Genomic DNA, 23,338 nt, shown 5'->3' on the forward strand with positions numbered 1-23,338 from the left:
GGTGAAACCCTTTATGTCGATTATCCAAGTCAAAAATTTGCATTTGCAGTTCGGCGGATTAACAGCCGTGAACAATTTAAGCTTCGACATTCCTCATGACACCGTGATGAGTGTAATCGGGCCGAATGGAGCTGGCAAAACGTCGTTGTTCAACATGATCTCGGGTTTTTACCGGCCGACGCGCGGGGAAATTATGTTTAACGGAACCGATATCGTCGGAAAACAACCGCATCAGATAACGGCGCACGGCATGGCGAGAACATTCCAAAATCTCAGAGTATTCCCGAATTTGACAGTTCTTGAGAACGTCATGGCTGGGATGCATTCTCGTACGAAACAAGGCCTCTACGGCGCCTTGTTTCATACGAAGGCGCAGCGAATAGAGGAAGAGAAAATCCTAAGCGTGGCGGAAGAATGCATCCGATTTGTTGGCATTGAAAAATACAGAAACCGCCGAGCCAAGAATTTACCTTATGGAGCGCAGCGATATTTGGAAATTGCCCGAGCACTCGCTATTCAGCCCAAAATTCTATTCCTAGACGAACCCGCGGCAGGGTTCAATTTCACTGAGAAGCAGGATTTAATCGATTTAATAGGCCGCATTCGCCGTACCTATAAGTTTTCTGTTGTGCTAATCGAGCATGATATGGGTCTTATCAGTAAAGTATCGGAGCGGATTCTTGTTCTTAATTATGGGCAAAAGCTCGCGGAAGGAAGCCCAGACGAGGTGCTGAATAATCCACTCGTTATCGAAGCCTACCTCGGAAAGGAGGATGAAGCCGGATGAACCCTGTTCTTGAAGTAAAAGACCTAAAGACATTCTATGGCAAAATCCAAGCCGTTAAGGGCATATCCCTTACCGTAAAACAAGGTGAAATCGTTGCTCTGCTCGGCGCCAACGGCGCTGGCAAGAGCACGATCCTAAAAACGATTTCCGGCCTTGTCCGGCCTTCCGTAGGTTCGGTTTCATTCAACGGGGAGAACATCACAACCACTGAAGCGCACGTCATCGCAGAAAAAGGATTAATCCATGTTCCAGAAGGAAGGCGCGTTTTTGGCGCGCTGACCGTGACGGAAAATTTGGAGCTTGGCGCGTTTACCAAAAAAGGCGATAAAGCCAAGACAACGCAAAAAATCGCCATGGTCTTCGATATGTTCCCTCGTTTGGCGGAACGCCACAAGCAAATGGCTGGCACGCTAAGTGGTGGCGAGCAGCAGATGCTGGCGATTGGCAGGGCGCTGATGGCCGAGCCGAAGCTGCTTATGCTCGACGAGCCATCCATGGGACTTGCGCCTATTATCGTGATTGAAATCATGAAAATCATTAAAACCATTAATGAACAGAACAAGACGACGATACTGCTCGTGGAGCAGAATGCCAAAGCTGCGCTTAAGCTAGCTCACCGAGGGTATGTCCTGGAAACGGGTACCATCACAATGGAAGAAAGCTCGGAAGCGCTTCGCAGCAATGATAACATCGTCAAAGCCTATTTAGGCGCACATTAGACTCATCGTTTCACATTTTTCAGCCCTTACACTTCCCTCAAAGAGGTGTTCAGGGCATTATTTATGTCCAAATTTTTCACCCCGAAATGATAAAGAACATCATTTCGGGGTTCAGTTGCATGTCAATGAAGTTGTTATCATTCTAAGCAGATTGCTTCATTCAGGGGGTGGAACAAATCCCATGGAAATGGATAGACGATTCCAGTTATTGATCATCATAATTTCCGTAAAATACATCCTGACATTGTCATATATTCCGTCCAGCACTTTCAATATCGGTAATATGATTACATGTTCGGTCAACGCTAAGGCAGTAGAGCCTCATTTACGGTTTCCCCTAGTTTTCGTGCATCTGCCCAGCTAACTTCATCACCTGATAAAAGTCAAAACGTGTGCACATACAGAACCTCTACCTTCCTGAGCGTATTTGGAAGATGTTCAAGCATAAGGCTCCAATCCTTTTTCAATCCAATCTTCACGAGTGGGACCTAGTACATAAGGAACGCGTAAACCTGCTTGACGCATCAGTACTGTCATTTGACCCCGATGATGAATTTCATGCCGTAATGAATACCGTAAAGAAGCACCGTTCTGCCACTCCTCACCAGCCACGTTAACAAGCTGACCAAGCGAATCATCGGTCCATTGGCTTCTCATGGCGCGCATCATGGATTGTCCAAGACGATGGTATTCACTCGCGATCTTTGCAGCCGACGCAGGTGCATTTTCTTCCGCCAAAGACTCGTCATAGGATAATCCTAAATAGGTTAGGAAGTTAATCGAGGTTACGAGATGCCAAGCAATCTGACCAAGAGTGCGCTGATTGTCTGAGACGATTTGTGTAAGTGATTCATCTGTAAGTGAGTCTAAAACCCGTTCAGTAATAGCAGACTCCATTTCGAATTCCTGCACGAAATCATTGATTCTGGTAAACATACATGATTCCTCCAATAAAATAATTTTCCTACACCGCCAATTATATAGAGCTATTCCTGACACCTACGGTCAGTAATTTTGGTACATAAACTAACTATAGGACGTCAAAAAAAGAGCTACTCCCTATTAGGAGAAGCCCCTATGTTTTATCCGATTAATGCCAATGCAAGTTTTGGTTTATTGCCGATTTCATCGATTGGTAATGCGCTGCGACACCACCGCTTATCTCCGCCAGCTTCTCGATAAGAATGTCCGGCTCGAGAATAACAAGCGATTCTCCATAAGGAAGAAGAAAATAAGGCACATAAGACTGTAAGGAAGGAACACCAAGTCTGAATAAAGCTTGTCCATCCTTACGTTCAACAAGCGCATGGCCAAACAACTAATGCTGACATAAGAGATCCAGCACTTGCTCATGCCCTTGTATCTTTACCGCTACGAGAGATTCCGCATCAAGGGAGTCCGGAAGCAAATTACGCATCCGAATATGAATCTCCAACTCATCCGCAAGCTGCTGGGCCATCATTCGCCTGCCCGACCTTAGCAACCATAGGATGGAAAGCATGTTAGTTGCTTTGGACATACGCTCGTCCATTCCTTCCTATCATGGAATCAGTTATCAGTTTGACCAAGGATAAATTTTTTCGCAATTTGCAATCGGATTCCCAGTGAAGTGGCATGATTGTCCTCAAGCCAATTATCGAGAGATTGTTGTTCGTTAAAGAACAAAATCGGTAATTCATTGGATTTCTTGATCACTTGATTCTCTCCCCTGCTTGTAGTGTACATAATTATTACTGACAGAAACAGTCAGTGTTTATCTCTGATTTTTCATACACCATCCATAAATCCTTCAATGTCATAAATAAAAACCCTCCCAATTATAAGTTAACTCTAGCTTTACTAGAATTGGGAGGGTTTAATCTTATTTGTGTATTATTGTTCTAGCGTTCCCCGTTAGCAGGAATCCTCGATAGGGATTCACGAGCAACATTGAGAAAAGCAAGGATTGCTGGTGAAATCCATTTTTCTCTATGCCAGGCCATCTGTGTAGCTACTCTAAGCTCTGACATCTCCCAAGGAAGGACAACGAGTTCTCCTCTTTCCAGTTCACCCGATACGGCCAGTTGAGGAAGAAATGCAATGCCAATGCCGGAGATTGCACATTGTTTTATTGCTTCAGCACTTGAAAATTCCAAATTCATATGTAATCTATCGATGCCTTCCCGAGCTAAAGCCTGATCAAAAAAGGTTCTGTACGTACAGCCTTTTTCGTTCAGAAGCAGGAGTTCTCCACGTAAATCTTCCAAATGAATCTCGCTTTTTTTCGTTAGAAGATGGTCCGGTGCTGCGTAGAGTCTAAATGGTTCTTCCAATAAGAGCTCAATTGAAAGTCCCGATGAATATATGGGTTGGTCAAGCATGAACACAACATCATTTCTACCGTCATACAGACTCTGTTTCAAATCCTCGTTAGGTGTCGGTCTAAAAATAAGTTGAACATCAGGACAACGCTTTCGATATAGTTGCAGAACTTTAGGAAGACGGTAAGCGCAATGCATCTCATTGGCGCCAATCGTGACCGTCCCGGTCATGTCATGATTATCGCTTACGGAAAGACGTGCTTCCTCAATGTTATTTAGCACACGCTCAACGTGAAACAAAAACTGCTTTCCAGCATCTGTCAACACAACCTGTTTGCCTAAACGATCAAAAAGACGAACACCCAATTCTCCCTCTAATGCTTGTATTTGCAGGGTTACATTCGAAGGTACGTAGTTAAGCGCGGCCGCAGCCCGGCTGAAATTAAGAGTTGAGGCAACCATGCGAAAAGTAATCAGTTGACGAAGTTCCAAACGTCATTCCCTCCCCGAAGTTTAATAATACTGAATTACACATTAAGTATCATTCAATATACTTAACACTATCACTCGATTAGAATGAAATCAATTCAATTGTGGGAGAGGTTTTATCATGGACTATGAAATTTTTGAGCTAGGCGATTACACCCTGCAGTCGGGAACCGTGTTAAATAACGCCTTTCTGGCATACAAAACTTATGGGACTTTGAATGCTGAGAAGAACAATGTTATCTTGTATCCAACCGCTCTGGGCGATACCCATCGAAGTAATGAATGGTTGATCGGCGAAGGTATGGCACTGGATCCAAATAAATACTTTATTGTTGTTCCAAATCTGCTGGGAAACGGCTTGTCATCATCCCCTAGCAACTCAGAAACACCGTTAGATAAGAATTCCTTTCCTCTCATTACCATCTATGATAATGTGCGGATGCAGCACCATCTCATGACGTACAAGCTAGGGATTAAAAAGATCGCTCTGGTCACAGGCTGGTCATTGGGAGCTATGCAAACCTTTGAATGGGGAGCCGCATATCCCGATATGGTTCAGCGGATAGCCCCTTTTAACGGTACAGCCAAAACTTGGCCACACGCCTATGCCTTCTTTGAAGGTGTTAAAGCTCCACTGGAGGCTGATGCGAGCACAGGCTTACGAGCTGTGGGACGTATTTACGCCGGATGGGGATTCTCGCATGCGTTCTATCGTAAAGGCTGCTACAAGGAGCTAGGGTACTATTCATTAGATGAGTTTATTACCGGTTTCTGGGAACAAAACTTTCTTACTCTTGACCCTTATAACTTATTGACAATGTTTCGTACAGGGCAACATGCCGATATCAGCAATAATTCATTGTACAATGGCGATTTCAATAAGGCGCTCCATTGCATCAAGGCTCAAGCCTGCATCATGCCAGGAGCAACAGATCTCTATTTTACGCACGATGATAACAAGTTCGAAGTCGATCATATGCCGAACGCACGCTTACATCCGATAGACTCCATTTGGGGGCATTTTGCTGGAAGGGGTATTCATCAGCCTGATATCACATTCATTAATGATGCGTTAAATCATCTTCTATCCATTAAACAATAAATTCTTAACATACTACCTTGCTCGAAGTTTTTTTGACAAAAATATCCCCCCATTGTTATGCCAGTTGCTTGGTCACAGATAAGTTTTATCAGTTATACTGCCAGTTAGGTTAGAAAAGGCAGCCTTCTTACCGGCTGCCTTTTCCTGTAGTTGTTTCAACTATCGTTTCTTGTTAGATGAACGACATCATTATTTCTTCTATTCTCGTCTTTTGAGAAGCTGATGATGATCTTTTCGCTCAGTTCTTATGAACCTCTTCGTCTCCAGCCGAACACGCGCACATGTACGATTCCCTTAGTCACCCAATGCGTCAGCACGTAAAGCGCAATAAAAAGAATGATGAGCGGTTTAAATAAAAACCATGCGAGTATCCATGAGACTAAAATCTGCCACGGTTTCAATTTGCGCAAAACCTTCGTAGGCCACAAAAATAAGCGAAACACCGTATAACGGTGCTGCAACGCCTCTAAATATTCGTCTTGAATCTGTTTATCCTCGGGATTTAGCCGTACCGCATTCTGCATGTACGTTTCTTTAAGGTCGTAATCACCGCGATGGCCCGCAGCCCAAGCCAAATACAAGAGCATGTACGGCATTTCGGCGTCATACTGAACAGCCTGGCGGTCTAGTCGCCTAGATTCTGCGACGTTTCCTAACATCGCCTCCGTATAGCTCAGCATTGCCAAATAAAGCGGAGTTTCCGGACTGAGCTCCAAAGCCTGCAGCAGTTGCTCCCTCGACTCTTTGAAATTCCCCTTCTTATTCAACTTATTCGCTTTCAAGAAATAATAATGAGCCTCGTAAGGATCGATTCGCAAGGCTTCCTGAAGTGCTTCGTTGAACGAATGTTCGTCCTCTGTCTCATAATAGACACCCACGCGCACATACCACGCCAGTTCATGCTCCGGCTCTCTTGCAAGCGCCTCTTTTGCCCAATGCAGCGCCTTCTGATTTTCGTCCATCAAAGAATAAATCCGGGCGATCAGCGCATAAGCATCCGGGTTATCCGGATCCTGTCGCAGCAATTGCTCCGCTTCCACTAGAGCTTCCTTATATCGCTTCCAATTGATAAGTTGATTCACCACGGCATAGGCTGCTTTAATCGAATCTTTTTCCACCGTAGAAGACCTCCCGTTTCCCCACCATACTACTTGATCCCGTGCTTTTTCACATAGTCTAATACGATCTGGTAATCTCTGTTCACATCGCTGAAAGTAGCGTAATTTTTCGCCGTCGAGAACCAATCCAGCGTCGTTGCCTTCCGGGTCTTCGCCGCTTTCTTCAAATCATCCTGCGTGATCGGCTGGATCTCCCCCGTCTCGAACATGCGCTCCATCGCGGATTCTACAGCATCCTTCACCACTTGCTCCAAATCAGCACCAGAAAAATGCTTTGTCTCTGTTGCAATCTTCGATAAATTCAACGACTCCGTCGGCTTGCCGGAGATCTTCAGTTGAAGAATCGTCTGACGTTCGGCTTCCTCTGGCGGCGGTACGAACACTAGATGGTTGAAGCGACCCGGGCGCCGCAGCGCGGAATCGAGATACCACGGTGTATTGGTCGCGCCGATCACAAACACGTTATCGTTCTGTGATTGCAGCCCGTCAAGCTCCAGCAGAAGCTGATTGACGAGCATCCGGTCGTGATGCTGCCGCATCTGATGACGGCTCCCCCCCATGGCATCCAGCTCGTCGATAAAGATAACGCACGGCTTGTTCTCCCGCGCCTTCTCGAAAATATCATGCAAATTGTGCTCGCTCTGACCCACATACATCGAGAGGATTGCTTGAAGCTCGATGTGCATGAAATTCGCGTCGATCTCTCCCGCTACCGCCCGCGCCAAGAACGTTTTACCGCAGCCCGGAGGTCCAAACAACAGCAGACTTCCCCCAGCTTCCTTTCCGTATGCGGCAAATAACTCAGGCTGCTTCAGCGGTAAGATGAAGTTCATCCTGATTTTCTTTTTCACGTCCTCCAAGCCGCCTACATCGGCGAATGTCTCCTTTGGCTTCTCTGACTCGACAAGCGAGTGATCATCTTTGCTGAATTGAATGAGCTTTAAATTTTTGCGTCTTTTTTCCGCGAGCTCGTCATGATCGGTCATCCTTTTCTCTCCCCTATAATTGGTAAGATAAGTTTACCATATTTTCGAAGACATATTACTCAACTGATCTGTAAGACTCATATCGTAAACAAATAAGCATAAGCGACATTTTCATAGCAACGGGATTTGACTTGCTTCTGTTACTCCCCAAAATCAATCATATTACAAATAAACAACTATAAAATAATGGTTCCATTATTTGAATTTTTTTCTAAATGTGATATCATCATAATATCATTAGATTATAACAAATGGCCGCAAGGGGATGAACTAAAGGCTATTTCTGTGGCAAAAGGAGGAATGACATGAATGAACAGACAGCTTAGGGCATGCTTGTCGAAAAGGCATATTCAGCGGTGGGCCGAACGCCCCAACCATCAGTTAACCGTCGGATTGATTCACCATTCCGCGCGTTCGATCTGGACTTCGGGACAGGGGAACGGAGTGGATTCATCCCAATTCCTATATGAGATTGGTTCGATTACCAAAACAATGACCGGCTTGTTATTGGCTATCGGCGAGAAGAATGGAGTCTGGAGCCCTTCCGACCGACTGTCTGACTTCGTTCCCGAATGGTCCTCCAGTCCATTTGCCAGAGGGACAACTTTGCTGCAGCTGGCTACTCACACGTCGGGTCTACCCATGGTGCCTAAAAATATGAAAGGATCCATCATAAATTCACTGAATCCTTATGCGAATTACAAGGATGATGATTTAATCAGCGCTGTTGCATTGGAAAGTCCGAAGAAAAGCAACAAACACAGCTATTCCAATTATGGTTTTGGTCTGCTGGGTTGGCTGTTTGCCAGACGCTTGGGGGGTAGCCTGGATGAAGCCTTGCGCGATCTGGTATTTAAACCTCTCGGAATGGTCGATACCGCTATAAGACTCCCCGAAGACCAACGCAAACAGATGCTGCCCGTCTTCAATGCCAAGGGGAAACCTGTACCGCATTGGGATTTCGGAGATACAATGGCAGGAGCTGGAGCCGTTCGTTCGACCGTTTCAGACATGCTTCATTACATTGACGCTCAGTTGAGTGACACCGATCATTCCCTGCATACCTCGCTTGCGGAATGTAGGAAAGCGCAGCACGACATTTTTCCGAGCAGGGGGGTCGGCATCGGTTTTGGCTGGATGTTCTTCAGAGAGAAGGATGGTTCCACCACGCACTGGCATAACGGAGGAACGTACGGATCAAGCAGTTTTGCAACATTCAATCGGGATAAAAGGATCGGATTGGTCATTTTATCCAATAACGGAAGTGATATTTGGAGCCAACTTGCACCTATGATCGGCATCCGCAAGATGTCTGTTGATATGCTGGCTACCCTACTTACAAAGGAATTGTTCAAAACCGATTTCGCTGCCGAACAATCAAAAGAATAAGGAGTGAAGCCACATGGTAAGTCAAGGCTCCATCATCGCTATGATTGTTCAGGTTATTCTAGGCATTGTCATTCCGTTGTCTTTGCTCATTTATTACCGCAGTACGCTTAAAATTTCTTATCGTGCGGTCGGTGTCGGCATTCTTATCTTTATCGTTTTCTCGCAGTTATTGGAGCAAGTGCTGCATGTATATATGCTTTCAGGTAACCAAACAACGACAGAGTGGCTGAAAAATCCGTGGATGGCAGCCGTTTACGGCGGACTGGCCGCAAGTATATTTGAAAACGCGGGACGTTGGCTAGGCTTCTCGTTTCTATTAAAAAAGCGTCAAGAGCGCAAAGACGGCATTGCTGTAGGGATAGGCCACGGAGGTATCGAGGTATTGCTTATAAGCGTGGTTATGGGCATAATGGGGATCGTGTTTGCAACCATGATTAACACAGGAACCTTCGAGCAAATGTTCAGCTCCAAAGTACCCCCAGAGCAAATTGCGCTGTTCCAAGGGCTCCGAGACCGAATTACTCATGCATCGCAGAGTGAATATTGGCTGGGCGCGTTCGAGCGCATCCCAGCAATCTTTATCCAAATTGCACTTTCATTAATTGTTTTGTACGGGATTCGGACACGTAAGGCCGTATACTTGCTTTATGTTGTTTTGCTTCATGCTCTAGTCGATTTTTTTGCAGGTCTGTATCAAGCTAAGATGTTACCGCTATGGGTAGTGGAATGTATCGTTTGGATATGCGGGCTCGTTGCCGTCATTGTGATTGTGAAGTCAAAAGAATGGTTTGCTAAATTGGCGCCGTGTTCAGAAAAAACAAAGGGGGACTCTCCAGATGAACAGCCGTAATTGTGGGTGTTGTCAAAACATGCGTCTCTTTTGCGGATGTAAAACGCAGTTACAGAATACAATAGGATGTGCCCTTTGGCTGTTCCACAGTCAAGGGGCGCATCCTATTGTTTCGCGCACAAGTAGAGCGGAGGTCACCCTGCATACCAGTGCATTCAGCTATTAAACAAATTCATCATAAATAAGGTTATAGGCGCAAATGCTCCTTGCATATTTGCTACTACTATCACCATCATTAACAAAGAAAGAACAACCGTGGCAATTCCAAAAACAAAGTAAGCTTTTTCTTTAAATCTCCATTTTGAATCATTTGATTTAGCCCTTTTTACTAATGCGTTCCAAATATACACACTAAGTCCCACAAATAGTATCAACAATATTCCACAAACAATAGCTTTTGTAGTATGAAACTCAATGCGTTTATTAATCTTTTCCTGAAGAATAGACGGGATATTTTCATTACCTGATTGTATCCACTCATTAAACGCATAGCGTAATTCGTCCTTATATGTTGCTCCATTGGATATTTTAAACGAAACATTAAGCAATGAAAACCCATGCAACGGATTCAATACATTTGTCAGATTTGCCACAACAATCAAAATCATCAATAAAGCGACGCTACTACTCAAAAGCCCGAAAGAAAAGTATGCTTTTCTTTCAAATCCCCATTTTAACTTGCTTATCTTAGGCGATCTTTTAAATTTAGTCCAAAAAATTATACTAAGTAATGCGAATAGGAGTACCAAGCATCCACCAACAATAACGAGTACAGCATGATACTTAGCATAATCACTAATCAGTACATTCACGGCGGGGTTAGATTGTGAACCTGATTCAAGTATCTCACTTAACGTACGTTGTAACTCGTCATTCATTTTAACTGCCTCCGAAATTGGATTTTTGCTCTGTATACCAAAATATTATAGCGTACTTTCACCCCAAAAAATTTATTTATATTATTTCAGTATGAATGACTACAATATTTCTCGGGAACCGTCGCCTGACAGATTAATGATTTAAAGGGTTGCCCGTTCTATACATTTTTTCTGCTTCAATAGGATTTTCTTTTGCTGTCATATAGTGTGGGATTACCCGGCAAACTTGAACCGGTCCGCCAAATACAGCCGACCTATACTTGTCCACATGTTGTTTGGGCAAGGGGCGGTTATAATAGCCGGGTACATATTTATTGATCATTTCCTGAAGTACATGAGTGGCTTCGTCCAAATCTGTGATCGGTTCTGCTTGTCCAAATATCATTACGCTCATATAAGCCGTATCTGTTTTGGCAGGTACTGGATCCGCGATGGTTCCGTATTCCTCACATACCGTAAAACATACCTCTGGATTTTCACTCATGACCTGATTACGTCTTCCATCTCCAGCCCCGTGAAAATAGAGCTTCCCCTCAGTCCATACATAATTAAGCGGTACAACATAGGGGAGATTCCCATCAACCAACCCAAGATACCCAATTCTCGCTTGGTGAAGGAAACTTTCAATTTTCTCATGATCCTGGCATTCCCTAATCTTGTAACGAACCGAATCCATTTCGAAATCTCTCCTTTTACTCATAAGATATTCATCCCACTCCAATTGTCTTAACTCCGATGGTCTTCTAGAGTCCGGCAACGACCAGATTGCAAATACCAGCGTTATTACGGTAGTATATCAATGAATGGAGTGTGTGAAAACATCCAAACATCACGGTTATGAACAATCCATAATTAATATTTTAGGGTTGGAGCTTCTATTTGGAGGTGTGTACGATGATGAAAGTAATTCGTAATGATAAGAGACCGATCTGGCAGCAATTGTTAGATCAAGCGATTTATAATATTACAAGCGGAATCTGGGCCCCAGGAGAATTGCTGATTCCTTCCCGCGAACTCGCTCACATGGTAGGTATCTCTCGCTCAACTATACAGATCGTGTATGAGGAATTGCTAAGTCGAGGCTATACAGTTACATCTCGCCGAGGGGGAACGCGAGTTAGTGAATGGAAGCAAGTCACTGAGTCAACGAAGGAAATAATAACAGATGGCCCCATCCCCCCCTCACTTCCCTTGTTGAACTCAGCGGTCGATCAATTACATGACTGGTTCAGAGGCAAAGAACAGCGAGAAGTGGATATTGATTTCAGTCCCCATGAACCCTATTTGGATGGACAATTTCAAAAAAACTGGCGACAATCGCTTCTCCACGCATCTGCTGAAATGGATTTATCGAGCTGGGCTTATGGTAATCCCTATGGTTTCACACCATTACGCGAGCAAATTCAGCGTTATTTATCACTTGAACGAGGCATCCATATCCAAACAAATCAGATTCTGTTGACCTCAGGAGCTCAGCATAGCATTGACTTAATCGCACAATCGCTTTTAGCTGATGGCGACACTGTCTCTGTAGAAGATCCCGGTTTTCCAGCTGCCTGGATGGCAATGAAATATCGGCGTATGAATGTGGTGCCCATTCCCGTTGATGAGTATGGTCTAGTGGTTGAGCGTATTCACCCACAATCCAAACTGATCTTTGTGACCCCTTCGCACCAGTGTGCGGCCGGGGTCGTTATGTCGGAGCCGCGTAGGCAACAATTATTACATAAGGCAACTAAAGAACAATTTTGGATCATTGAGGACGATTATGATAGTGAATTTCGATATCGTGGGGAGCCGCTTCCAACATTGTTTAGCCAGACATCTTATAATACCTTATACCTCATGAGTTTTTCTAAAATGATTGCTCCAGGCATTCGTATTTCGGCTATCGTTGGATCTATCGAGGCAATTGCTCAACTAGCCAGGGTACAGGAGTTGACTTACCGTCATCTTCCGATTATGGATCAGCTTACATTAACGCACTTCATCAAGAATGGGCATTTTATGCGCCATATGAGAAGGGTCAGAAATGTGTACCGACGAAGACACGAAGCCATGACAAAGGCTATTATTGCTAGCGGTTTAGGGGAGCGGTTCACACTAAGCGGTGTAGAAACGGGATTGCATATGTTACTTGAAGCTGAAGAGTCATACGACGAAGAAACCGTGACAAAGTTAGCCCTTCAACAGGGAATACGTGTATACCCTCTTGGACCCTATTGTTTGGAAAGCAAACGAAAGGGATGGGTGTTGGGGTTTGCAAAAGTAGATGAAGTATCGATTGAGCAGGGGATTCATCGTCTTGCGGAGTTGATCTTATAGGATCATCTTCACAAGCTAGTTTCGCTACGCCTCTACTCTCTTTTCGTCCAAAAATTTATCCGTCATTTGTGATAGGGTTCACCGTAACGGGGCGATCAGCGAAAAATTCGCCTTAATAGGCTGTCAGATTTCTACTACCGTCCTCCCGTTACTATAATAAAAATCGCCGTCCGATTCCCGACAGGGAACGTGAACGGCGACAATTTTAGAGTCATCACGTAAGTGACAGTTCTTTCGGGTAAAAACCCGATATAACTTAAGCCAATTCCGCCAGCACCTTGCCAAGTCGGTCAAGCTGCTGCTCATTAGCTTCTATGCAGATCGGCTTAGCTTGTTCAAACTCTTCTTTTTTCTTGAAAAGTTGACGGAAGGTGACCCTAGTGCGGCCTTCGAAGCTCTCGAAGGTAGCCGTTACCCGAAATTCGTGACCGGATAGATGATCAAGCACGATCCGCTCCGGCGGCATGATCTCAACAAAGACGTTATGGTTAGGATAATCCACGCCATCCGGTCCATGCATGGTGAACCGCCACGTACCTCCCGGCCTCATATCGCATTCGTGAAACGTATTCGTGAAGCCTTGAGGTCCCCACCATCGGGCTAACAAATCAGGGGTTGTCCAAGCCCGAAACACAAGCTCCCGCGGGACATCGTACTCACGCGTAGCAATAAGTTCATTTTCACCTATTGTCATGTTCATACCTCCCCTTCCACTACCTTGCCCAGTGCGTCCAACATGACGTTTGTACCGTGTTCCCGTATTTCTGGCGTATCGTGTCCGTCAAAGAACGCACCTTGCTCCGTGAAAATCAGCTTCGTGCCGCCCTCCATTTTGATAAGCTCGACCGTTGCGATCGAGACGGAGATGCGTATGCCGCCCGAATCTAGGGTGTACGTATAGACAATGCGCTGCTCTGGAACAAGCTCCTGGTAGTTGGCGTCGAAGGTAAAGATCGGCCCTTCCGGCGGCCCGCCGCTGCTGTACTCGCGCCCGCCAACCTGGAAATCGAAGATGTCTGGCTTCGAAAACCACTTGGCTTTGGCAATCGGATCGGCCCATGCGTGATAAACCCGCTCCGGCGAAGCGGCATAAGTACGCTCTACGACGAAGGTTCCATGCTTGATGAATCGTTCGTTCATTGATTTTCCTCCTTATGTTTCGGAATTCCGCTCTCCTCGGCAAGAAAGTCTCCTAACAGGTCCAAATGTCGCTCCCAACTCGTTTGCCGCTCAATGACCGGTTTCTCAAATCCCATCTTCATCGCTTGCAGTAGGCTCGTGAAATCTTCAACTGTTAATTCCGCCTTGCCCTGCATAAGCTTGGATACATGTCTGAGCTGCTCCAATAGTTTCTGCTGCAGTTTGATCTGTTCTTGGATTTGGTTTATCTGGAGGCCCACGATTTCAAGCGGACTGATTTGCCCGCCCGTCAAGGCCGACTTAATCTCCTCGAGAGATAATCCCAGCTCCTTAAGCGATAAAATCTGGTGCAAGCGTGACAAGTTGACGTCACTATACAGCCTGTGACCCGATTCCGTCTGGCCGGATGGAGATAACAAACCGATTTGATCATAAAAACGCAGGGTTCTTACGGTAAGCCCCGTCAGCTTGGCGAGGTCCCCGACCTTCCAATGTCTCTCCATTAACCATCTCCACTCTTTGGCGCTAGCTATGTACCGGTAGCTCTATTGTAAAACATTACGTTACGTAAGGTGCAAGCGAAATCGTGACGCAATAACGGAATTTTTTTGTGCCACTGATTTTGAACACAAGCTATTGTGTCTGTCGGCAAAAAATTCGCGCAGCGCTCATTAATTCCTTTTTATAAGTAATATGTGCTTGGAATCCCCAAGCGTATATTCTAGCATTTTTTGAAAATTCAGCCCTACTTATGATACGGTTCAGTGTATGACCTACTAGGCGAATTTCTCAAACGATCCAACTATCTGCAATTATTTCATGCTATGCAAGTGTATTTTTCTCCAAGCACTGATAAACCGCCATCATATCTCGTTTATTCAACTCACGAATACGATTGAAAATAGGAATATCTGCAACTGCCTCAGTTAGTAAGCCTTCTGCTACAACATCACTGACTTTGCCGGTTAGCCATGTTTGCACATTAATGCCCTCGACGATTTCCTTGCGCCCTTCATCATTGATGCCACTTACGTAACAGCTAACACATGGCACCGATAACTTATGTACGCCATCATGGAGTCCATCTTCAGAAATTACTTTCTTCCCGTTACAGAATGGACATGGATGACTTGCTTTAATCTTATTAATTTGGGTAACAATCTTATTGTAATTAAACGCTTCATAGACATAAGTTAGTTTTTTATATTTTCCATTGGTGAAGTACTTATCAATAATGGTTTCTCTTGTTTCAGTAATATGGGGAAAATCACAGATGGTAATCCTATTTTTGCTGCTGATCGCCTCAATGTTCCCTTTAATCGTATCCCAAAATGGTACAGCATTTTGTAAAACCACCTCATAGTGGGCAAAGCTTGCAAGCTCCAATTCAAACATTTTCAGTGCAACTTGTGTTTCCCTAGGAAATAAGGAGACATCTTCCGTTAGTGCAAGGTCGCCGCCAACAATTGCCTTTAGTTTTTCTAGTTCGGGTAACTTCCCTACGGTTTTTATGACCTGATCAATCGGTTGCTGAATAATCTCACGAATATCCGTGCCACCAAATTTCAGTTTTTTATGATGGTTTAACACGGTTCCCTGACAAACTGGGCAGGCAATCATTTCTTTTGAAGCTTTCATAGCCTCTTTAATAGGCAGGTTCTTCGAAATAACCATATAACGCCCAAGGATGAGATTAAAGCCTTCCCATGTTCTCGAAGCCTTCCCTGCTTTATCATAAAAAGACTTTTCCCAATAACCATATAAGAAAGTATGCTTTTCTGCTTCTGACATCTCATTATAGCTTTTACTAATATCGTGACCAAGTTCATTCTTTAACTCTTCAAATAGGAAGTGCAATTTGGCATGTTGATAATATTTCAAGACCTCCATAACTTCTGGAAGTAATAAGCCATCCCAGAATGGCACTGTTTTGTCTTGAATGAGAACATCCATATCAAATTGTTCAATGGCACGACGACCCGAACAACTCGGGCAATGATTGTCTTGATAATAGAAATCGAAGCTTCTTGTATCTTTATTGGTCGGATGAGCTTCCACAATATGGTTGATCAGTCCACCCATTTCATAAAGAAAGCTATATTGACTATACAGGTGTCGTTCAAGATCGATGGCAATGACAGGTGCAATCTTATCAGATTCATATTCACCATAAATCAGATGGGCCATGGATGATAAGCTTTTTAGGATACCGCCTTTATAGACGTTTTCTGCCTTTTTAAAATAACCCATATGATTTTCTTGTAAGTAGTGAACACCATTTTGCTGCTTGAGTGTGGAAGAAATATGCAAGGGGGCCTTGCTATCTTCCTTCTGTGTTTGACGATAATAATCATCATGACTGACAACATCAAGATGCCGAACAGGTTCAGATTGCCTTTTGCCAAAATCAACGATAAAATCAGAGCTTTCCAGCATATAGGCATTATGTTCAATCATTAGGATGGAGACAGATTCATCTTGCAGAATGCCCCTAACACTATCAATGAATTGGTTTAAAATATTTTGAGATAAACCTTTTGAAGGCTCGTCAAAAATAAAAAGCGTATATGGGTTTCTTGAGTTGGCAAACAGCTCAGAAACTAAATGGACACATTGGAATTCTCCAGTCGATAAGGACTGTGTTTTTCTTTCCAACGTCAAATAACCAAGTCCAAGTTTGATCAATAAGCTCAAGCGTTTATGAGCGATGTCTTCATTTGGCAGTTCATCAATAATCTCTTCAATCGAACGTTGAAAAATATCATCAATGTCCTCACTATATTTGGTGAGTTTCTTTTTAATATCAAGAAAAGTCGCAACGGTTGACCGACTGGAAATCGATTGGTTTCGATCTTGCCCGACCATGACCAATTTATCTTTTGGATATCGTTTTAGAAAATCTTTGGACATACACTCATTGACAAGTGTAGATTTACCACAGCCGGACTCACCCGTAAAAGTGACAAGTCTATTTTGGGGAATCTGAATTTCAGCCATTTGAATATTACGACAGTAAAGATCTTGAAATTGGTAATATCGGGTTGGTATTTCCAGATTTCGTTCCCAAATGATTGGTTGTGGACGTGGTGATTCTTCAACAATTTTCCCACCGTATTTACCACTACCAGGTCCGAAGAACAATTGCTCATCTGATGTGTCAAGCACCGTGTCAGAATGGTCAATGAGCCAAATTTGATTCTTATACCCCAATTGTTTGATCTCATCTAAAATTTTCAATAGTGTTTGGTGATCAAGGCCCACAGAGATTTCATCAATAATAATAACCGTATTTTCACTTGTTGCCATGAATTCTGCCAAGTACATTCGTGTTATTTCTCCACCTGACAAAGTACCCATAATACGATTTAATGTTAAGTAACCAATATTCATATTGATGATATTTTTTAGAATATGTTGTTTACCTTCACTTATATTTAAATCTTCTGCTAGTAATAAAATGGTTTCAATGCTTAAGTCGTTGATATCGGAAATATTGTGTGCTTTATCAAATAATTCAATTGTGTATTGCTCAACTTCATGATTATAGCGCTTGCCCTTACACTTTGGACATTCAATATTCTTAGTAGTACCGCGCCCTTTACAATCCGGACACCAGCCTAGGGCATTATTAAAGGAAAAAACTTCCGGAGAAAGATTAAACTTTTCAGCTAGACGCTCGCGAATCTCTTTAAAAACGCCAGTATGTGTGCCAATGGTTGAACGAGGATTGGATGAAATCGATGATTTTCCGAGAAAAAGGACTAAAGGCATTTCTTCCATCTTGATAGCACTGAAATTGGTTTCCATAATATCAGGAAATAAATACTGATACTCTGCCTTTGGCAATAAAGAAACGAGGCGCTTCTTGGATTCTTCACCAATGGTTTGACAAAAAGTTGTTTTACCCGATCCAGATAAACCTGCAATTCCTAATGATTTATCTACTGGTAGTTCTGCATCTAATAAGTTAATATTATTCGAAATTAATCGATTTATTTTCACATGCACACATCCTCTCTATTCTTATAATCTTAGTCTTTCCATGTTAGCACAGCGTTAAATATATTAATTCCTTTTTTTATCATTTATCAACGAAAATCATAGTAAATACCTTCATCACAAAAAATTCGCCCCCCGCCTAACCGACTCCCTCCTGCCCGTTATCTTCATTCAACATCGACATTAACCTCGTGAAATGAAATTGGTAATTCAATGCTTTTAGGCTCATTGTTAATTCACAACATAATTTTTCGCCGTTACTTATCCTCAAAAATTAGCTGAGCATGGTCTTTAATATCAACTGTGCCATAGAGACGATCTTACTAGGGTGTACGCAAAGTAAAGCGGATAAGGGTCAAAACATGAAAAAACAAAATGTAGGCTACACCATGCCTGATGAAAGCAGCAAACATGAAGGTACTTGGTTACAATGGCCCCATAACTTTACCTATGGTAATGGTCATAAAGAAAAGCTTAAATCCATTTGGATAGAGATGGCAAGCACTTTATTAAGTGAAGGGGAAAATGTTCATATTATCGCATATGATAAATACGAAAAAATATATATTTATGATCTTCTATATGATGAGGGTATAAATATGGACAAAATCGACTTCTATATTATTCCTATGGACGATGTATGGGCAAGAGATACAGCTCCGATCCTTGCTTAAATAAGCTTCGATTAGTGTTTCTTCAATTTTATCCATGTCATCGGCTGCTTTACGGAGGGCAATAGCATTGCCAACCATGAAATCAATAGATCAATCGCTGCCGCTGACAACATGCCAGAAATGCAACGAACAGATACGATAGGGAGGGCCTAAAAGATGTATTCAATTCAGCGTGAAAGCAATCAAGTCCTCTACAAACAACGACCGTGCAAAAGAACGCGGATACTGGCTTATTTACGAGCAAGGTGTCTTCGTATCAGATTAAAGGCCCGAAGGAAGCTTTCCCTCGGGCTTTTTTTGTCCAATCAGCATTTGATTAGCGCATTTTACTACTGTTTGAATTTGGTTTTTGGTTTTTTTGCTCTTCAGATTTCGCACTCTTTTTTTGCTTGGCCATGGCATTAGTCCACTCCTTAATTGAGTAAATTTGAAACATCATTATTGTACTCAAATATGGAGTAATGTAAGCACCCATGTGGTGCTTTTTTTATTGCGCCAGATTTGCATAAATTCACAGTCCAAAAGGGATCATTTAGCAAGGTTTTATTGTTCGAATAAGGAAGAGGTTATGAATGAGCAAAATACTAATATCACCCGATACAGAGCAGAAGAAAAAACAACCATCAAAATGTCATGGGTGTATATGGGTTAATTGGGATTTTGAATCCTCAATTTGACATTATTCATCATAATAAGTTGAAAAATTAACAATTTTTCACTTTAGATAATTGGTATTTTAAGTCTATATTTACTAAACTATGGAAATGATATCTTTAATTTGAATAAAGAACTTTTATTACAAATTGAACTTCGAGAGGATGATAGTTTTGGAGAAAAAGAAATTTGGTAGAAAATTACTAGTGGGGGTTTTGGCAAGCGCAATATCTTTGGTCGGAGGCACGTCAGCGTTTGCTTATGATGGATTTGCTGATTCAGTTCGAACGGCCCACCCACTTAATGGACCAGTAGGTGGTATATCATCACTTATCCAGGGTTCTGATGATGTCGATTGGTACTCTTGGACAAATACTGGGCCTACTGTTTATATAACTGCAACATTGCAATCTCCTACTGGCAAAAATTACGACTTACATGTAGCCATGATGACTAATGGTATCAATCCTACTTCCATAGGAGCAGCAACTGATCATGGAGTAGGTGGAGCAGATACCTTTGCAACTGCCGTGATACATAGTGGTACTATATATTATCAAGTCAGAGGACAAAAAGGTTCGGACTATGACTATAATGTACCCTATACGTTAAATATCACCAATTAATAATTCAAAGTTCATGTTTTCTATAGAAAACACTCCACTCGGGGTGCTTCTTTTATTGCCCATCAAACCGCGTTTAAATGGTGAAATGATCCTTTGCGCAGAGGTTGAGGAAACAGGGGAGGGCTGAGAATCCCGCGCACCTCGGGTATGTCGTATTACCAGTGGGCAAACCATTCGGAATTATGAGAAAAAAAACGGCCTCATCTGCTGAGGAAGTCCTTCATCACTAATCCGTTCGATACGACCCCAACAACTAAAAGGATCTGTCCGAAAAGTAGTTTTAACCAGCAGTAACAATAGCGATTTACAAAAATCATCTTAAAAAGAGTTCTTGCTCTGACGTTCTGGGGATAATTAGCCTATCCCAACCCCATGTACGTTTCTCTCCAAAAAACTTGCCGTCACTTATGATAAGGTTCATCTTAACATTTATAAAACGAAATAAAGGACACCCTGATTGGGTGTCCTTCATTGTAGAGACAAGGGTTAAATACGACATTTTTACTGAGCAAATCGCCGAATCAGTCCGTCTTAGTACAGCAAACCACATTGGAAATCCAGCCATCCCGAATACGGTTTACCTCTTCATCAATCACATGAATTGGCACAAGGAATCATGTTCTCATACATTAGTTCGTTCTAGTAACAAGCACTAGATCCAAGTATCATTGGCTGCTGTTAATTCGGACTCAGTACCGCCAGTGTTTACAACGCTTTTAGGCTCCACCAACATGATATGGCATTCCTTTTCGGCGAAAGGCTTCATCTCTATTCCCCTCGGGACAATAAACATCTCACCCTTGGCAATTTTTACTTGGCCATCACGAAAATCAATGATCATCTCCCCTTCGAGTGCGATAAATACCTTATCGGTATCTTGATGAACGTGCCATACATAATCCCCAGCAATCTTAATAAGCTTAAATTGATAGTCATTCATTTCACCAATGACTTTCAGAGACCAATAGTCGTTGAATTTAGATAGCTTCTCATTCAGATTAATAGCTTGGTAACGGATATTAACCCCTCCTTATTTTTTTAATTTTCAATATACCGTTATAGTGAACAGGCCTTTAATCTTTTGCATAGAAAATTGCTCCAACATAATGTTTTCTTTGATCTGACATTATTATAGAAAAGTAATTTGTAGATTAGAATGGATGCTTGTTGAAATTAGCATGGATTATTGATGAGCTTCTCTCGATATTCAGTGGGAGAAATACCAAATTTTTTCTTGAACACTCTACTAAAATAAAAGGGATCAGCAATTCCAACAGTTTGCGCAATTTGTTGTACAGGCGCATCACTTGTAAATAGCATTTCTTGCGCCATGTTTATACGATATTTTAATAAATATTCTGCTGGTCCCATACCTGCATGTCTTCTAAACACATAAGAAAGTCGATTTCGATTAACGTTATTTTGTTCTGCAAGCGATGCTATTGTAAGGCTTTGATAATAGTATTCTTGAATATAATTAGATACCCGTTCGAATAATGTATGCGATTCACAACTATTTTGCCTGTTATCAACACATAATAAGGCTTCATTCAGTACATCGCGAAACAGCATCTCGGTCTGAAACATCGAAATGCCTCCACGCTGATTATAGACATGCCAAAGACGCATAATTAATTCAATAAGACGAGGAGATTGCCCCGTTAATAATTCAAAATGCTGATGCGAAAAGCTTGACTCTTCTAGTTCTGAGTTACATATCCGGTATAAAACTAGGATGTATTCCCAGTCAGTTTTACCAAACACCTTTTGGGCTAGTTTCATTTTTGCACCCCCATGTACAACTTTTCCTGGCGAAAAGATATAGGGCGTGCTATTAAATTGAAATTGTATTTTCCCTGTAAGAGGAAACACAAATCCAGGAAAAGAATCAGTATAGTCAGCGTGAGGCACACCTGGATTTCTAGCGTATCGATATACTCCTTGTACTTGAAAAGGAGTGTGTGCCAGATGCTCTGCTAACTGATTAACGTCGATTTTCACATTGCATACCTCATTTCAATAGGAATTGACCGTTAATTTTGAGATCGATCGTTGTACATCCTGTGCAGCTCTTGACCACAAGCAGTACATACGATTTAACAAGCTGCTGTCCCAGTTGTCAGGTGAGGAGCAATTCCGCTTTGCATAGCTTTTACCACAGTTCTTCCAACTAATCAGCGGATAATTCAATCCGGTCAGACACCGGACAAATTATGTTCCAAACGTTCGGCAGTCCTAGCATTCCTGCTGACTAGGCGATAATTCGATTTTCAGCCCCGGCAGCTCCCCGTCCCTCCATGTATAAGTGCCCAGTAAAATACATCGAGAACCAATTTTAAGGTCAGTTTCCCACCCTAGTCATGCTGCCATAAGTCTATCTAATAGGCGCCTTAATCCGAATCTCTTCTTTAACTGGGCTATATAAACTCGGAATCAATCAAAAATCTGCCGTTGGAATACAGAAAGGTGGGCATGAGGACTTTCGTCTATTCCCACATTATTGATAACAATTATCATTGTCAACCTATATGAACAATAAAAAAACCGCACCCTGATAATGTACTTATTGATGATCTGCTGCAAGAACTTTCAGGCGTAATAAATCTTGTATTATTTGGATGAGATAGTAGCATCATATAAGGAAGGAATTAATCCGGTCGAAACGTTCGTAGAAGAAATCATTGTTAAAGGAACCCCTGACGAAAAAAGCTCATTATTACTATCTGACCTGACATAGTCTCTGCTAATAGCAGGAATTCCAACAAAATCTGGCGTGATATAACACAATATAAAAGTATAGGTTCAAAGGAAGTGATAACAAAATGGGGTTAGTGAACTGGGGATCTTATTTAGCTTTCTACCTTCTCATATTTTTCTACGATCCAACCTAAATCATCAATTAAGTAAAAATCATATCTTTGAATACTTCGGTTCTCTTCGTTTTTAAAAATGCACTCACATTCAACCCTATAGATACGACTTCTAAACTCCTTCTCTCTCAAAGCAATACTAATGATCTTATATTCCTTGGTCTTGGAATTTAAATATCGCTCAACTGAAGCTTCTGGACTCGCATCCACATGACCCGCATCCATGAACAATTCCACATATTTTACGGCGTAAGCAATTGAAATACATAAGAGAAAGCTAAGTAATACTATTTTAATCTTTGTTAGCTTCATAATTACCACCTCACCTAATGTGCAGTCAATATGGAACATACGCAGCACTTTCCAGAAAGTTTCTGTATGGGTCTTGCATCCGTAAGTAGATGCACTGCCAAAAGTGCAAAAAAGACGAGC

24 protein-coding genes are annotated in these 23,338 nt (G+C 42.5%); 8 read left to right on the top strand and 16 right to left on the bottom strand.

Translation table 11 applies throughout. The annotated features are described in order from the left end of the window. Positions 1 to 13 precede the first annotated feature (13 nt). Both GK047_RS23545 and GK047_RS23550 read left to right on the top strand, forming a co-directional pair. Positions 14 to 787, top strand: coding sequence for an ABC transporter ATP-binding protein (locus GK047_RS23545; RefSeq protein ID WP_163952382.1), 774 nt, complete (start codon positions 14 to 16; stop codon positions 785 to 787). Further along, positions 784 to 1,506 (top strand): ABC transporter ATP-binding protein, encoded by a 723-nt coding sequence (locus GK047_RS23550; RefSeq protein WP_163952385.1) that lies wholly within the window; start codon positions 784 to 786, stop codon positions 1,504 to 1,506. The genes GK047_RS23545 and GK047_RS23550 overlap by 4 nt, the downstream gene beginning before the upstream one ends. A 438-nt stretch (positions 1,507 to 1,944) precedes the next feature. On the opposite strand, the gene GK047_RS23555 is transcribed toward GK047_RS23550, so the two are convergent. The 5 genes from GK047_RS23555 to GK047_RS23575 form a co-directional block, all read right to left on the bottom strand. Continuing rightward, positions 1,945 to 2,442, bottom strand: coding sequence for a DinB family protein (locus tag GK047_RS23555; protein ID WP_163952387.1), 498 nt, complete (start codon positions 2,440 to 2,442; stop codon positions 1,945 to 1,947). Positions 2,443 to 2,596: 154 nt separating this feature from the next. Then, complete coding sequence (locus GK047_RS23560) at positions 2,597 to 2,824, bottom strand: WYL domain-containing protein (RefSeq protein WP_163952389.1); 228 nt, start codon at positions 2,822 to 2,824, stop codon at positions 2,597 to 2,599. Then, positions 2,825 to 3,025, bottom strand: coding sequence for a hypothetical protein (locus GK047_RS29315; RefSeq protein ID WP_205516944.1), 201 nt, complete (start codon positions 3,023 to 3,025; stop codon positions 2,825 to 2,827). Positions 3,026 to 3,054: 29 nt separating this feature from the next. Further along, entirely contained in the window at positions 3,055 to 3,201 is a 147-nt protein-coding gene (locus GK047_RS23570) for a hypothetical protein (protein WP_163952391.1), read from the bottom strand. A gap of 185 nt (positions 3,202 to 3,386) precedes the next feature. Then, positions 3,387 to 4,298: a LysR family transcriptional regulator gene (locus tag GK047_RS23575; protein ID WP_163952393.1), complete on the bottom strand. Its 912-nt coding sequence runs from the start codon at positions 4,296 to 4,298 to the stop codon at positions 3,387 to 3,389. 118 nt (positions 4,299 to 4,416) lie between these two features. Between GK047_RS23575 and GK047_RS23580 the strand changes: the two genes are divergently transcribed. Continuing rightward, positions 4,417 to 5,397, top strand: a complete 981-nt coding sequence (locus GK047_RS23580; RefSeq protein ID WP_163952395.1) for an alpha/beta fold hydrolase — start codon at positions 4,417 to 4,419, stop codon at positions 5,395 to 5,397. Between the two features lie 245 nt (positions 5,398 to 5,642). Here GK047_RS23580 and GK047_RS23585 read toward each other — a convergent pair whose 3' ends face one another. Further along, positions 5,643 to 6,515, bottom strand: a complete 873-nt coding sequence (locus GK047_RS23585; protein WP_163952397.1) for a tetratricopeptide repeat protein — start codon at positions 6,513 to 6,515, stop codon at positions 5,643 to 5,645. Between the two features lie 29 nt (positions 6,516 to 6,544). Further along, the gene (locus GK047_RS23590) at positions 6,545 to 7,501 is read right to left on the bottom strand and encodes an ATP-binding protein (protein ID WP_163952399.1); all 957 of its coding nucleotides are present in this window, start codon (positions 7,499 to 7,501) and stop codon (positions 6,545 to 6,547) included. Positions 7,502 to 7,810: 309 nt separating this feature from the next. Between GK047_RS23590 and GK047_RS23595 the strand changes: the two genes are divergently transcribed. Together GK047_RS23595 and GK047_RS23600 are read left to right on the top strand one after the other, a co-directional pair. Next, a complete protein-coding gene (locus GK047_RS23595; protein WP_163952401.1) occupies positions 7,811 to 8,890 on the top strand; it encodes a serine hydrolase domain-containing protein in 1,080 nt (359 codons plus the stop codon). Between the two features lie 13 nt (positions 8,891 to 8,903). After that, positions 8,904 to 9,740 (top strand): YhfC family intramembrane metalloprotease, encoded by an 837-nt coding sequence (locus tag GK047_RS23600; protein ID WP_163952403.1) that lies wholly within the window; start codon positions 8,904 to 8,906, stop codon positions 9,738 to 9,740. Between the two features lie 155 nt (positions 9,741 to 9,895). Here the strand turns inward: GK047_RS23600 and GK047_RS23605 are convergent, their stop codons facing one another. Continuing rightward, complete coding sequence (locus tag GK047_RS23605; RefSeq protein ID WP_163952405.1) at positions 9,896 to 10,618, bottom strand: hypothetical protein; 723 nt, start codon at positions 10,616 to 10,618, stop codon at positions 9,896 to 9,898. 133 nt (positions 10,619 to 10,751) lie between these two features. After that, the gene (locus tag GK047_RS23610; RefSeq protein WP_163952500.1) at positions 10,752 to 11,294 is read right to left on the bottom strand and encodes a pyridoxamine 5'-phosphate oxidase family protein; all 543 of its coding nucleotides are present in this window, start codon (positions 11,292 to 11,294) and stop codon (positions 10,752 to 10,754) included. Between the two features lie 218 nt (positions 11,295 to 11,512). On the opposite strand from GK047_RS23610, the gene pdxR reads away from it, so the two are divergent. After that, on the top strand, positions 11,513 to 12,943 hold the full coding sequence (pdxR, locus tag GK047_RS23615; RefSeq protein WP_163952407.1) for a MocR-like pyridoxine biosynthesis transcription factor PdxR: 1,431 nt from the start codon (positions 11,513 to 11,515) through the stop codon (positions 12,941 to 12,943). A gap of 256 nt (positions 12,944 to 13,199) precedes the next feature. On the opposite strand, the gene GK047_RS23620 is transcribed toward pdxR, so the two are convergent. The 4 genes from GK047_RS23620 to GK047_RS23635 all read right to left on the bottom strand — a co-directional run bounded on the left by GK047_RS23620 (position 13,200) and on the right by GK047_RS23635 (position 18,085). Then, the gene (locus GK047_RS23620) at positions 13,200 to 13,637 is read right to left on the bottom strand and encodes an SRPBCC family protein (RefSeq protein ID WP_163952409.1); all 438 of its coding nucleotides are present in this window, start codon (positions 13,635 to 13,637) and stop codon (positions 13,200 to 13,202) included. 2 nt (positions 13,638 to 13,639) lie between these two features. After that, positions 13,640 to 14,083: an SRPBCC family protein gene (locus GK047_RS23625; RefSeq protein WP_163952411.1), complete on the bottom strand. Its 444-nt coding sequence runs from the start codon at positions 14,081 to 14,083 to the stop codon at positions 13,640 to 13,642. Next, the gene (locus GK047_RS23630) at positions 14,080 to 14,586 is read right to left on the bottom strand and encodes a MerR family transcriptional regulator (protein ID WP_163952412.1); all 507 of its coding nucleotides are present in this window, start codon (positions 14,584 to 14,586) and stop codon (positions 14,080 to 14,082) included. Before GK047_RS23630 ends, GK047_RS23625 begins: the two co-directional genes overlap by 4 nt. A 319-nt stretch (positions 14,587 to 14,905) precedes the next feature. Further along, positions 14,906 to 18,085 (bottom strand): ATP-binding cassette domain-containing protein, encoded by a 3,180-nt coding sequence (locus tag GK047_RS23635; protein ID WP_163952415.1) that lies wholly within the window; start codon positions 18,083 to 18,085, stop codon positions 14,906 to 14,908. 359 nt (positions 18,086 to 18,444) lie between these two features. Between GK047_RS23635 and GK047_RS23640 the strand changes: the two genes are divergently transcribed. After that, complete coding sequence (locus tag GK047_RS23640) at positions 18,445 to 18,756, top strand: agmatine deiminase family protein (protein ID WP_481856043.1); 312 nt, start codon at positions 18,445 to 18,447, stop codon at positions 18,754 to 18,756. 827 nt (positions 18,757 to 19,583) lie between these two features. Continuing rightward, a complete protein-coding gene (locus GK047_RS23645; RefSeq protein ID WP_163952417.1) occupies positions 19,584 to 20,036 on the top strand; it encodes a hypothetical protein in 453 nt (150 codons plus the stop codon). A 652-nt stretch (positions 20,037 to 20,688) separates the two neighbouring features. On the opposite strand, the gene GK047_RS23650 is transcribed toward GK047_RS23645, so the two are convergent. The 3 genes from GK047_RS23650 to GK047_RS23660 form a co-directional block, all read right to left on the bottom strand. Next, complete coding sequence (locus GK047_RS23650; RefSeq protein WP_163952502.1) at positions 20,689 to 21,054, bottom strand: cupin domain-containing protein; 366 nt, start codon at positions 21,052 to 21,054, stop codon at positions 20,689 to 20,691. A gap of 155 nt (positions 21,055 to 21,209) precedes the next feature. Continuing rightward, positions 21,210 to 22,037, bottom strand: a complete 828-nt coding sequence (locus GK047_RS23655) for a helix-turn-helix domain-containing protein (RefSeq protein WP_163952419.1) — start codon at positions 22,035 to 22,037, stop codon at positions 21,210 to 21,212. Between the two features lie 848 nt (positions 22,038 to 22,885). Next, on the bottom strand, positions 22,886 to 23,218 hold the full coding sequence (locus GK047_RS23660; protein WP_163952421.1) for a hypothetical protein: 333 nt from the start codon (positions 23,216 to 23,218) through the stop codon (positions 22,886 to 22,888). Positions 23,219 to 23,338: the final 120 nt, after the last annotated feature.

This window comes from Paenibacillus sp. SYP-B3998, from assembly GCF_010820665.1.
Taxonomy (GTDB): Bacteria; Bacillota; Bacilli; order Paenibacillales; family NBRC-103111; genus Paenibacillus_E.